At 35.2% G+C, this 12,937-nt stretch carries 10 protein-coding genes; 6 read left to right on the top strand and 4 right to left on the bottom strand.

The window, feature by feature from the left end; translation table 11 throughout:
• The first annotated feature begins 195 nt into the window (after positions 1–195).
• Positions 196–1,863 carry an energy-dependent translational throttle protein EttA gene (gene ettA, locus J3U13_RS02135; protein WP_267339831.1) on the top strand — a complete coding sequence of 556 codons (1,668 nt, stop codon included), beginning with the start codon at positions 196–198 and terminating at the stop codon, positions 1,861–1,863.
• 167 nt (positions 1,864–2,030) lie between these two features.
• Here ettA and J3U13_RS02130 read toward each other — a convergent pair whose 3' ends face one another.
• From J3U13_RS02130 to J3U13_RS02115, 4 genes are all read right to left on the bottom strand, one after another.
• Entirely contained in the window at positions 2,031–3,659 is a 1,629-nt protein-coding gene (locus tag J3U13_RS02130; protein WP_267339830.1) for a DUF2813 domain-containing protein, read from the bottom strand.
• A gap of 15 nt (positions 3,660–3,674) precedes the next feature.
• Positions 3,675–4,478: a lipopolysaccharide core heptose(I) kinase RfaP gene (gene rfaP / locus J3U13_RS02125; RefSeq protein ID WP_267339828.1), complete on the bottom strand. Its 804-nt coding sequence runs from the start codon at positions 4,476–4,478 to the stop codon at positions 3,675–3,677.
• Positions 4,471–5,592, bottom strand: coding sequence for a glycosyltransferase family 4 protein (locus J3U13_RS02120; protein ID WP_267339826.1), 1,122 nt, complete (start codon positions 5,590–5,592; stop codon positions 4,471–4,473). The genes rfaP and J3U13_RS02120 overlap by 8 nt, the downstream gene beginning before the upstream one ends.
• Positions 5,593–6,074: 482 nt before the next feature.
• Complete coding sequence (locus J3U13_RS02115; protein ID WP_267339825.1) at positions 6,075–7,001, bottom strand: TIGR01212 family radical SAM protein; 927 nt, start codon at positions 6,999–7,001, stop codon at positions 6,075–6,077.
• 643 nt (positions 7,002–7,644) lie between these two features.
• On the opposite strand from J3U13_RS02115, the gene J3U13_RS02110 reads away from it, so the two are divergent.
• From J3U13_RS02110 to J3U13_RS02090, 5 genes are all read left to right on the top strand, one after another.
• Positions 7,645–8,283, top strand: coding sequence for a nitroreductase family protein (locus tag J3U13_RS02110; RefSeq protein WP_267339824.1), 639 nt, complete (start codon positions 7,645–7,647; stop codon positions 8,281–8,283).
• Between the two features lie 16 nt (positions 8,284–8,299).
• Positions 8,300–9,499, top strand: coding sequence for an FTR1 family iron permease (locus J3U13_RS02105; RefSeq protein WP_267339823.1), 1,200 nt, complete (start codon positions 8,300–8,302; stop codon positions 9,497–9,499).
• 210 nt (positions 9,500–9,709) lie between these two features.
• A complete protein-coding gene (locus J3U13_RS02100) occupies positions 9,710–10,273 on the top strand; it encodes an iron transporter (RefSeq protein ID WP_267339821.1) in 564 nt (187 codons plus the stop codon).
• A gap of 97 nt (positions 10,274–10,370) precedes the next feature.
• Positions 10,371–11,621 (top strand): Fe-S-containing protein, encoded by a 1,251-nt coding sequence (locus J3U13_RS02095; RefSeq protein ID WP_267339819.1) that lies wholly within the window; start codon positions 10,371–10,373, stop codon positions 11,619–11,621.
• Between the two features lie 21 nt (positions 11,622–11,642).
• Positions 11,643–12,929, top strand: coding sequence for an ABC transporter permease (locus tag J3U13_RS02090; RefSeq protein WP_267339817.1), 1,287 nt, complete (start codon positions 11,643–11,645; stop codon positions 12,927–12,929).
• Positions 12,930–12,937 lie beyond the last annotated feature (8 nt).

Here is a 12,937-nt window from a genome sequence, read left to right as displayed (position 1 = left end):
AATAACTGCTTTTTGGATGGTGATATATTAATTAGTCTATTAAAGATCACCTACTGGATAACTATTTTCTTAATTTACATCATAATTCATAAATAACCCTAGACCATACAGATAGAATCATTACAATATATGCCATCAATCACATAGCAATTCGATTCGATTGCTAGTTTTAATTAATTAAACGGATGATGTTTTATGGCACAATATGTTTATACCATGAACCGCGTAGGGAAGATTGTTCCCCCTAAACGCTATATATTAAAAGATATCTCTTTAAGTTTTTTTCCGGGTGCCAAAATTGGAGTGCTAGGTTTAAATGGTGCAGGTAAATCCACTTTATTACGTATCATGGCCGGAGTGGATACCGAGATTGAAGGCGAAGCTCGTCCACAACCTGATATTAAAATTGGTTATTTACCTCAAGAGCCCAAGCTTGATCCTAAGCAAACTGTACGAGAGGCGATTGAACAGGCGGTTGGTGAAGCCAAAAAAGCGCTCGCTCGGTTAGATGAAGTTTATGCAGCCTACGCTGATCCTGATGCAGATTTTGATAAATTAGCCAAAGAACAAGCAGAACTTGAAGCAATTATTCAATCACAAGATGCACATAATTTAGATAACCAATTAGAGCGTGCTGCCGATGCCTTACGTTTACCCGATTGGGATGCGAAAATTGAAAATTTATCCGGTGGGGAGCGTCGTCGCGTTGCTATTTGTCAGTTATTACTTGAAAAACCAGATATGTTATTAATTGATGAACCTACCAACCATCTTGACGCTGAGTCGGTTGCTTGGCTGGAACGTTTTCTGCATGATTATGAAGGAACAGTTGTTGCCGTAACCCATGACCGTTACTTCTTGGATAATGTTGCGGGATGGATTTTAGAGCTTGACCGTGGTGAAGGTATTCCATGGGAAGGCAACTACTCATCTTGGCTTGAACAAAAAGATCAACGCTTAGCACAAGAAGCGGCAACCGAATCTGCACGTCGTAAATCGATTGAAAAAGAGCTTGAATGGGTAAGGCAAAATCCAAAGGGTCGTCAAGCGAAAAGTAAAGCCCGTTTAGCAAGATTTGAAGAGCTAAACAGTAATGATTATCAAAAACGTAACGAAACAAACGAACTTTTTATTCCACCTGGGCAACGTTTAGGTGACAAAGTTATCGAAGTAAGTAATTTAAGTAAATCTTATGGTGATCGCTTACTGATTGATAATCTTTCATTCACCATTCCAAAAGGGGCAATTGTGGGAATCATTGGCCCAAATGGGGCGGGTAAATCAACCCTGTTTAGAATGTTGTCAGGTAAAGAACAACCGGATTCAGGTACTATTAACTTAGGTGATACTGTGCAATTAGCATCGGTTGATCAATTCCGAGATAGCATGGATGATAAAAAGACCGTATGGGATGAAATATCCAACGGACAAGATATTATGTGCATTGGCAATTTCGAAATTCCAAGTCGTGCTTATGTCGGTCGCTTTAATTTTAAAGGCGTTGATCAACAAAAACGCGTTGGTGAACTTTCAGGTGGTGAGCGCGGTCGGGTACATTTAGCCAAATTATTACAAGTTGGTGGTAATGTGTTATTGCTTGATGAACCGACCAATGACCTAGATGTTGAGACATTGCGTGCGCTTGAAAATGCGTTATTAGAGTTTCCTGGTTGCGCCTTAGTGATTTCGCACGACCGCTGGTTCCTTGATCGTATTGCAACTCATATTTTGGATTACCAAGACGAAGGGCATGTTGAGTTTTTTGAAGGAAACTTCACTGAATATGAAGAATGGAAAAAACGTACTTTAGGAGCAGATGCTGTTGAGCCAAAACGCGCGAAGTACAAACGTATCACTAAATAATTGCTAATACTTTTATTAATAAAGCTTATCCGCCGATAATGATTCGGCGGAAAATCAATAAATAAAAAAATAACGGGACATAACCACTATGTTTTGAACTGTTATCCAAGCAATTATTTACCATATTTTTTAACTAATCTATTTAATAATACTTATTTAATAAACGCTTAAGCTAAATCTTTTGATGCTTTGACAATTTTAGCAAATGTATCCATTAACAAATTAGGTATAGCACTTACACCACGGGATTTTGCGTTATCACAAATAGCAATGGCTAAATCCGGTTTAGAACTTCGATGGATAGCTTTTTGAATAATTTTAGTTATAGGCATATCAATATATTGTACGGTATTATACGCCGCTAATTTATAAACATCGCTAAATCCATGTTTAAATAAAAAATTTTCAATATCTCGAGCAGGCAATACGGTTAAATAATCACTTAAATCTTTGCCTTCAGGGCAGAGAGATTTTACGGTATCGGCATATTTTTTACCTGCTATATCACCATCGGTTATTACATACCAATGAATGCCCATTCTATTTGCGTACTTTATCAACGGTTTTAAACCGCATTGGGCAAATTCGATTAACTGTATACCTTCCGAACTTAAATGATAATTACTTTGTTCTGCCAGTTCTCGTAATAACCAAACTTCAGTTTCACCTTCCACCAATAGCCAACAACGAGCAAATATGGCACTGGCACGTCGATAGAAAATATGAAACAAAATGCGACGACTATCATCCGCTCCAAAAGAATATGGCTCAATGTATTTAGCAATAATTTTACTGGGCAGACGAATCAAGCGAAATATACTATCTAATGGAAAAAGTGATACTAAATCACTTGAATTAGAAGTAATAATTTTTTGAGTCGGTAGATGTTTAAGTAATCGAAATCCAACCGATAAAATGATTGGGTGAATTTGGCTTTCTGGCTCTTCTAATATTAAAATTGGTACTGAACTTTCTGATAAGGTGCTATTACCTTTGGCACTAATAATTGACCCAAATACCCCCAACAAAGTTGTACGTAAGTAATAATCATCTAAATCATCTAAAATATTATTGATATGTTCAAGCGAATCCCAGTCTTCACTGCGTGGGCTCGTTTTTTTAGCAACTTGTTTATAGTGATAACGATGCTGCTGATCCACAAAATAATACTCCAAAAGTGCCCGAGCAGCCTGCAAACCACGTTGTAATTCATTTTGACTTAATTGTGAAGAATGTTTTTTTAATTGAGTAGACAGTTTCTCAACAAAATATTGTGACAGTGGTTGATTAGTAATGGGTAAATCATTACTGTTAATTGTATTTTTTAGCGCCATTACTGGGTTTAATTCGATTAATTGAGCAATCAATAATTTAGGATCTTCAATATCAAATGGTTTATCTTTTGCATCAATCAACAAATGCTGACTCATAATATCATCACCTTGTTTATCGGCGCTAATATGGTATGTAATACGACGCAACTTATCTTGTTCTGAATACAAGCTAACAGGGATTAATGAATGATAAGCTTGATTATCTAGCTCATTTAAGGTCGATTCACAATAAGTAATTTTGATGCTTATGCTATCACCATAAACATGATTTTGGTCGTGATAAAAGTCAGTGTCAACAAATTGATAAAACTTATTGTTTAGGGATAATAACGACAGCGCACTAATTAAACTAGAGCGTCCCCAACGGTTTTCGCCGATTAGTACGCTTGAACTTGCGTTAAATTTCAAAGATAACTGGCTTATACCTCGAAATCCTGTAATATCAATTTTCTCAATAAACATAGTATTTCCTTATTGTTACAGTTGATACTTCTTTGTCCGATGACCAATACGTTCTGCTTTTTGTTGTGCACTTGTAATCAATTCATTTTCATCGTGTAAAATTGTTTTAAGTGGCTTATTAAAATAAATTTTCAAAAATCGCCAAATATCCCGATCCGTTAAGCCTATATGATTTGATGAAAAATAAAGTCCAATTAGATCTTTATCGCGCCAACGCGTAGGGACTTTATTACGAGTTTGGGCTCGATGTAAATCAATTACTGATAATTTAATATGCTGATGGTTTTCATATAACGGTAAATCTAGCAAAAAATGACATAAATAGCAGTCACGATGATTAACCCCAGCAGCATGCATTTTAGCGGTCATATTTGCTAAATTAACAATCAATGAACGTTTTAAATGATAATTCGGAGGCTGAGTAGACCATGGTTTAGTAAAATCTTCTAAACTCATGGTAGGGTTAAGATCTTCGGTAATAATAAAAGAGTGACGTGTGAGTGGATTCAAACCTTTTCGTCCAAATGCGCGACCATTCATCGTATCTACACCAGCTTGTTCTAAACGATGAATGGCATCCCATTCTTGTTTAGCATCTAAAACAGGTAAACGTAGCGCAATTAGATTTTTTACAATCTCTTTAATTGTTGTACCACGGTGAATTTTTATAAAATATGATTTACCTTTTAATTGAAAGTTTAAAGTTTTACGTTGTTTGACTGCACGAAAGATTTTACCTGAAATTCGTTCAACCTCAGTAAAGGGATCTTTTTTTTGCCATAACTGCTTAAAGGGTGATTTAAGTTTAATCTCATTCATGATGACATCCTAAAATAATGTCTGCTGCTCGCTGTGCTAGGTGATATAAATCTTCATTATTACTATAGGCAATGGCATTTTTATGCCAACTCAGCCATTGCTCTTTATTATTGATTGACTGAATTAACGCTTGATCTAAATCATTTTGATGATAAGGTTCAGTTAATACAATACCAGCATTAGCCTGGCTAATGTGAAAAGCATAGCCAGAAATACCCGAAACCATTACAGGTACACCTGCTACTAATGCTTCAATCAATACCATACCTGCAGCTTCTTGTCTGGCTGGATGAAGTAAAAGATCGGCTGAAAATAAAAAATCCGCAATATCATCGCGACCTGAAAAGAATCGTACATGTTTTGTAATATTTAATTCTTGAGCCAATTTTTGATAGGGTTCAGGTTTATCTTGTCCAACAACCAAGTAGGTAACTTTCTGTTTTAATTCATTAGGTAAAGCAGCAATGGATTTTAATGAACGATCAACTCCTTTACGTTTAAAGTCTGAACCAATTTGTACTATTACAAAATCATCCTGGCTTATTTGATTCTTTTGTCGAAATTGTTCACGCTTTATTGGGGCATAAACATTGTATTTGCGATTTAGAGCAATTCCTGGTGGTAATAAATAAAAGCGTTCATCTTGAGTATGATAATAATTTTTGAAATCATGAATTTGTTGTTTTGTTAACACCATGATTTTAGTGGTTGAGGTTTGATTAAAAACAGCTTGTTCAAATGTTAAATAGTGTTTATAACGTTTGCATTGTTTATAAAAAAAACCTTTGTGTGCAGATTTTTCGGCAAAACAAGTATCACCAGCAAAATAGACATCTAAGCCGGGCATTTTGTTAAAACCAATAATACAATCGACTGGATTAGACTTAAGATGATCCCTAACCCAATTGTAATAAGCTTGATTTCGGCTATGGTTTGAAAGGCCTTTTTTGGCAACCAATATAACTTCAAATTCGTCAGGTATATCGCCTTTCCACTCCATTACATAAACACGAATTTTATGACCTCGATCATGACAGGCTTTAGCAATTTGCAAAAAATCACGTTGCAAACCGCCATAGGGAAAATATTTATAGATACAAAAAGCTAATTGCATGCAAATTGCCTCGAGTAATAAAGGGATATTATATACTTAGTATTGATTGTTGCGCAAAGTTTGATTTTAAGAGTCAAGTTTATTATGACGGTTAATACAAATGAGTTTTTACGTATAAAATCATTTGAATCGTAACCAACTTATTGACCCCTTTAAATTAGTTGAATAATTTTTCCTTTGAAAAAGGCTTTATCAGATATTTTAATGTTCAATTATTGACATCATAGTCTCAATTTCTCTATTTTTTATTCATACCAACCAATTTAAAAGAGGAATTCTAACTGCCGAAGCGTTGTTTGACCACACTACGCAATAATTGCAAATGGGCAGCAAGTTCACTCAAGCCCATTGTTTTACCATCTACAGTTTGCTGATAATCCGTTGAAAAATATTTTACAATTCATTCATTAATATCAAGATAGGATGATTAGTAAATCATTTTATGCATGATTTACTATTTGAATGCTATCCATTAAATCATCCTATGATTTAAAACAATAATTATCGCCGATGGCGCTACCTTGCACGCCAAATTGACGTAAATTATGATCGACGGCATTCATCGATTGCCAATGGTTTTCACACCAATCAGGGGCAAGTAAAGTTGGCTTTCTGGCATTGGCTGAAATTCGATGATATAAAATATTCGCTGGAGTTTGCCTGATAATATCACCAGCAATATCTACATATTCTTCTAATGACAACACATCAAGACGTCCAGCGCGCCATGCCTTGGCCATAATACTACCATCAACAATATGCAACGGGTGCAGTTTTAAGCCATCCACACCACAATTTAATACTTGTTCTAACGTAAATAAATTATCTTGTTTGGTTTCCTTCGGTAGACCAATAATTAAATGTGTACAAACTTTAATCCCCAGTTGGCGAGCTTTTTGTACTGTTTGGTAATAATCGTCATAGGTATGCCCACGATTAATATGGTGTAATGTTTGATCATTAGCGGTTTGCAAACCCAGTTCTAACCAAACTTCGTATCCTTGATCTTGATAATGAGCAAGTAAGTTTAATGCTTCTTTAGGTACACAATCTGGACGTGTACCAACACAAAGACCGACAATATCAGCACTATTGAGTGCTTCTTGATACATATTTTTAAGAATTTCAACCTCAGCATAAGTACTGGTATAAGCTTGAAAGTAGGCAAGGTAGCGCTTCGATTTTTTCATTTGATGCGCTTGTGTGGCAAGCTGCTGCGAAATTGATTTGACTTGGATAGATTCATCGATAATTGACGCCACATTACAAAAAGTGCAACCACCAACACCAAGAGTACCATCACGATTTGGGCAACTAAATCCACCATGTAACGTCAATTTATAGATTTTTTCTCCATAACGGCGCTGCAAATCGGATCCAAACGTATTAATCACTAAATGTAATTGCATAACAAACCAAAATAAAAATTTTGTTTATTGTACGAAGATAACTAATGAACATCAAGAACTGACAAAACATTACTTTCACTACTGCTTCTGTTTTAGTAAAAGTACTAAAGCATTAATTATTAATTATTATTATGTATCTTATTAACATATTGTTATTAAATAATTTTATTTCTAAATTGATTAGGTGAATTTTCGATGTCTTTATACTGAAACATAGGTATAATCTGAAACTTTTTGAAAAAGATGAATGAATTTTACTCAAAAGAAAACTCCGTGTATGTATTGGAAACATTTTCTTAGTTTCTATTTCCGTTTTGAACTGCAATGGTTTATTCCGGTACATAAAGAGATTATGGTTATAACTATCTGTTTTATAATTAAATATTAACATTAACCTTTATTAACTTTCTAGTGCATTTTCTTATTGAATTTGTTTTGATTAGTATTTTTATAACTAGCTAATAAATGCTATAAAGCTGAGATTTGAGTATGTTCGATAACGATAATTGGTTTGATTATTATTCATAATTATAATCAGTTTAATTTTGTTTCAAAATGATAATTATTATTATTTGATATTGATAATTATGATCATTAGCAATAAGATATCACCACATTATTACCAAAAGGTCAGAGGTGTGCTATGCCTTGGGGTTTACGGAAGACCGTTGCCGTTCTATTTTTATTATTGTTTTCTTTATCATTTTGTTATGCCGATATTACTTTACCGACACCACAAACTAAAGATGGAATGAGCCTGTTTGAAAGTCTTAAAAAACGCGCATCTACCCCAGGCGGTGGATTTCCTTCAGAGCAAGTTACAGTTGATGAATTATCTACAGTACTTTGGGCCGCTAGCGGATTAAACCGTGGTAAGTCAGGTTGGACAGTACCGATGGCAAAAGGCAAAGCTCCTTATGTGCGCATTTATGTTGCAAGTGAAAAGGGCACTTTTTTATATGAATGGGAAGGTCATTACCTGCACGAAATCAATAATCAAGATATCCGTGGTGATATTGGTCAGCAAAGTTTTACTAAACGTGCAGCTTATTCGTTGATCTTTGTGTTAGATGCAGGTGCATTAACTGATATTACACCAGAGGAAATCACTAACTTTAGTTATACCGCAGTTGGTGCTATGAGCCAAAATGTGTATTTAGCAGCGGCGGCTTTAAAATTAAGTGCTCGTTATATTCATTCCATTAAATCAGAAGCAATAAGCCAAGCATTACAATTGCCAAAGGATGATGTACCGTTAAGTATGATTTTGTTAGGTAAGTAAAAAGGTAAAGGACGTTATGAAAAAGTTTTTTACGCTAGCTTTACTGCTTATTGCTAGCTTGGTTGCTTTTGTACCCTCATCTTATGCCAAAGAAAAACAATACAAAAGCTGGAACGAAATTATTGATGAAATGGATGTAATCTTAAATGATGCCTATGATATCTATTTCATAAAAGACGTCGAACGAGCTAAGGCTCGAGTTAATAATGCCTATTTTGGTTTTTATGAAAAGCATGGCGTTGAACGAGCGGTAATGTCTTATATTTCAGGAAAGCGTGGAACAGATACTGAATATCAATTTGCTAAAATTAAGCGATTAATGACCAACGGCGCACCGAATAAAACAGTTCGTGCTGAAATCGATGTAATTTTAAAAATGTTACATGAAGATGCAAACGAATTAGATGGTAAAAAAGAGAGTGGTTTGAGTGTCTTTCTTGCTTCTTTCATCATTATCTTCCGTGAAGGTTTAGAAGCCATATTGGTGATTGCAGCCATTTCTGCCTATTTAGTGCGTACTAATAATAAACCAATGTTGAAGGTGGTGTATGTTAGCTCATTAGTAGCCATTTTTGCTAGCATTCTTGCAGCAATTTCCTTGCATACTGTTGTTGGTTTAAGCGGTGCTAACCAAGAAATTATGGAAGGTGGTGCCATGTTATTAGCTACTGTTGTCCTGTTATTTATCAGTAACTGGATGGTTTCAAAATCTGAAGCGGAAGCTTGGAAAAGCTATGTAGAAGGTAAAGTCCAAACAGCGGTGACGACTGGCAGTAGTTTTGCCTTAGGATTTGCTGCATTTTTAGCCGTATTTAGGGAAGGTGCTGAAACCATTATCTTTTATCAAGCCATGTTAGCGGATGCCAAAGAACATATGGATATGGTGTGGTATGGTCTGTGTGTAGGAACAATCATTTTATCAATTATCTTTATTGTCATTCGCTTTGGAGCAGTGAGATTACCACTTAAACCATTTTTTATTTGCACAAGCATGCTAATGTATGTGATGGCGGTAGCTTTTGCTGGCGGTGGTGTAAAAGAGTTACAGGAAGCTGATATTATCCCTGTTACACCCGTTGATTTTGTACATTCGGTAGAAATTTTAGGTATCTATCCAACTGTCGAGACATTGATACCACAGGTAATTATGGTACTTATTGTGGTACTGTCAGTGATGTACTACAAAAAAAGTAAAAATAATCAGAAAGAGCAATAGATAAAAATTTTTCTTGTTAAGGTTTAACGATTAAATCACAAAGGTGGAAAAGTAACAGACTATTTTAGTAACCTTGTTTTGACAAAACAAAGAATGTACTGAAAGTGATAGTGCTGTTATCAAAGAGTAATAACAGATAGTTAATCAAAAGTAGCTAAAACTGATCAATAAGATTGTTAAACTACTATTTAAATTGTAAAGGAGTCTCCAATGAAAAAATTATTTATAGCCGTGGGTATTTCATCAATATGTGCATTATCTTCATTTGCTCATGCTGCGGCACCTGCACCAGGTGAACAAAAAGGTTTTGAAGAATTTCCAATCGGTGACGAAGTGACAGTTGGTCCATTACATATTGGTGCAGTATATTTCCAACCTGTTGATATGGAGCCAGCTGGTATTGGTGGTTTACCAGCATCAAAGGCTGACATGCATATTGAAGCTGATATTTCAGCAGCAGAAGGCAATAAATTAGGTTATGGAGTGGGCAGTTTTGTTCCTTATTTAACCGTAAAATATAAAATCCAAAAAGAAGGCAGTAATAAAGCCATTGAAGGTAACTTTATGCCTATGAGTGCATCAGATGGTCCACATTATGGTAATAACATTAAACTTGAAGGTGCAGGTAAATATAAAGTGACCTTTATTATTGAAAATCCAGAAAAACAAGGTTATTTATTGCATGTAGACAAAGAGACTGGTGTTGAAGGACGTTTCTGGAGTAAACCAATTGAAGTTTCTTGGGATTTTGATTATCTCCCTCGTGCATGGTAATGTGTTATAAAAAAGCAGTATAATGTTTTTTAAATTAGGATGATTTAAGGCGAGCATTAAGTTCGCCGATCTATATTATAAAAACCAGGCAATGATTATGCTTCAATATCTTATCAAAGTTACCGACAATACGTTTATTCCTGTAATTATGATTGCACTTCTCAGTGCAATAATAGCCAAATCAAACACCTTCCATCAAAAAAAAATTATTTCTGTTGGTTTCATATTAGGATTTATTGCAGCATTAATTTATGCCATTTTAAAACGTAACACTGGATTTGCAGTCCGTGAATTTTATGATCTTGGTATAATTATACCTTGGGTCATTATTGCCTTACCTTTATTAGTTTGCATTTGTATGCAAAATTTTTGTTATAAAACCTTGACTAAGGTTTTATTGATAATGTTATATGTGCTGGCTTGTGGATTAATTACGGCACAATACCTACCGAATTTAATGCTTTATCCATTTGAATTTTCTGTCGGAATGGAATCTATTTTTAATAATGAATATTTGTTCAAATGGGTCGGATATGGTTTTGCTTTACTGATTTGTGTATTAATTGGTTTATTTACTTATCGACTGTGTGGCAGGTTATCTAATCGGATAGTTACAATAGTCACAATGCTTTTAATGATTATTTTTACCATTCAAAATGGTATTAATATTATGCAAATTTTAATTGTTAGACGATTTATCGCTTCACAAAAATGGATGATGGAATGGGTGATGTTTATTTTAAGTCATGTCAATTTTTTCACGTTTATTTTTATGTCAATCTTATCGCTGTTAACGATTATTCTCTACTTTAAATCAAAAACAACCTCGTTAGTGGGTAGCAATCCAGCACAAATTCGCAAACTTAAATCGCAATTACTTCGGGATAGAAGGACATCATTATTGCTGATGGCTGGCGTTGCTATGACAGCTTATACAGTGACACGAGCGCGTTATATTTTTGAAAAAGGGGTAGAGCTGACACCTGCCGAACCAATTGTAGCCAATGCGGACAATTTAATTGTTATTCCTCTTGATCACATCAATGATGGTAATTTGCATCGTTATGGTTACCAAGCAAACGATGGTACTTTGGTTCGCTTTATTGTGATTAAAAAAAGCGAAAATGCCTATGGTGTTGGCTTTGATGCTTGTGATATTTGTGGCGCAAGTGGTTACTACCAACGTGGTAATCAAGTCGTTTGCATTTTGTGTGATGTCGTAATGAACATTGCTACTATTGGTTTTGCTGGAGGTTGTAACCCAGTACCACTTAAATATGAAATTATTGACGGCAATATGGTGATTCGTCCTGCGCATCTTGAAGCCGAAAAAGGTCGTTTTAAATAAAGAGTATCCAAGGAATAGAGTATGTTTCGTAGAATGTTACTAAGCGTGTTAGTACGCCAAAAAAAGAAGCTCTTTTTAATTGCGCTTACTGTTGCTTTGGGTGTTTCTTTAGCCACTGCCATGTTAAATGTAATGTTTGATGTTGGTGACAAAGTCAATCAAGAATTAAAAGCGTATGGTGCCAACCTAAATATTGTACCTAAAAGTACCGCATTAGTAAGCGAAATGTACAAGTTGGATAATAATGATCATCAACAAACGATACAATACATCAAACAAGAAGATTTAGTTAAAATTAAGATGATTTTCTGGGCATATAATATTGTCGATTTTGCTCCTTATCTTAATGTTCAAGCAATGTTAAATAATAAACCCATTACACTTGTCGGAACTTGGTTTAATCAACACCTTAAAATACCAACTGGCGATGAGGTCGATACTGGTATGTTAGCCATGAAATCATGGTGGACAATTGAAGGCGATAAGATGACTGATGATAACCTGCAAGGTGTAATGGTTGGTGAGTCGGTGGCTAAACAGTGGAGTTTAAAATTAGGTGACCGTATCGAGATTACTTCTGCATTAACTAAACAAAAAATAACTTTAACCGTACACAATATTTTTCATAGTGGTGGTGTTGAAGATTCACAATTATATGTTCCACTCCCTATCGCACAGCAGTTAGCTGATAAAAATGGACTGGTTGAACGAGTTGATGTGAGCGCATTAACCACTCCTGAAAACGAATTAGCCCGTAAAGCAGCGCAAGATCCTAATAGCTTATCCCGCACCGAATGGGATACCTGGTATTGTACTGCTTATATAAGTTCAATTGCTTATCAACTAGAAGAGCTAATGCCAGATGTTCGCGTTAAAGCCATTATGCAAGTGGCTGATTCAGAAGGTTCTATTTTACAAAAAACTCAGTTATTAATGCTATTGTTAACTGTTTTATCATTGATGTGTTCTGCCTTAGCTATATCAAATTTAGTAACGGCAAATGTGATTGAGCGCAGTACCGAAATTGGCTTACTCAAAGCGCTCGGCGCGACTAATGGGGCAGTTGCCATGCTCATTTTAATCGAAATTTTAATTATTGCCTTAATTGGTGGTATTTTTGGTTACTTTATTGGTCTTGGCTTTGCGCAAATTATTGGTCATACCGTATTCGGTTCGTTTGTCGAACCTAAAATGATTATTGTTCCTTTAGTATTAATAATGGTGGCCCTAATTACTTTTTTAGGTAGTCTACCTGCATTGCGTATTATGATGTTTTTACGCCCTACTGAAGTACTGCATGGACGATAAGGGCAAAG

It is taken from the genome of Gilliamella sp. B2887 (genome assembly GCF_026537015.1).
In the GTDB taxonomy this organism is placed as follows: domain Bacteria; phylum Pseudomonadota; class Gammaproteobacteria; order Enterobacterales; family Orbaceae; genus Gilliamella.
Note: the sequence above shows the minus strand (reverse complement) of the source record. Positions and strands in the feature narration are given on the sequence as shown.

Coding starts and splice junctions, on each gene's coding strand:
- ettA (WP_267339831.1), top strand. CDS start 196: ATGGCACAATATGTTTATACCATGAACCGCGTAGGGAAGATTGTTCCC.
- J3U13_RS02130 (WP_267339830.1), bottom strand. CDS start 3,659: ATGTTTATTGAGAAAATTGATATTACAGGATTTCGAGGTATAAGCCAG.
- rfaP (WP_267339828.1), bottom strand. CDS start 4,478: ATGAATGAGATTAAACTTAAATCACCCTTTAAGCAGTTATGGCAAAAA.
- J3U13_RS02120 (WP_267339826.1), bottom strand. CDS start 5,592: ATGCAATTAGCTTTTTGTATCTATAAATATTTTCCCTATGGCGGTTTG.
- J3U13_RS02115 (WP_267339825.1), bottom strand. CDS start 7,001: ATGCAATTACATTTAGTGATTAATACGTTTGGATCCGATTTGCAGCGC.
- J3U13_RS02110 (WP_267339824.1), top strand. CDS start 7,645: ATGCCTTGGGGTTTACGGAAGACCGTTGCCGTTCTATTTTTATTATTG.
- J3U13_RS02105 (WP_267339823.1), top strand. CDS start 8,300: ATGAAAAAGTTTTTTACGCTAGCTTTACTGCTTATTGCTAGCTTGGTT.
- J3U13_RS02100 (WP_267339821.1), top strand. CDS start 9,710: ATGAAAAAATTATTTATAGCCGTGGGTATTTCATCAATATGTGCATTA.
- J3U13_RS02095 (WP_267339819.1), top strand. CDS start 10,371: ATGCTTCAATATCTTATCAAAGTTACCGACAATACGTTTATTCCTGTA.
- J3U13_RS02090 (WP_267339817.1), top strand. CDS start 11,643: ATGTTTCGTAGAATGTTACTAAGCGTGTTAGTACGCCAAAAAAAGAAG.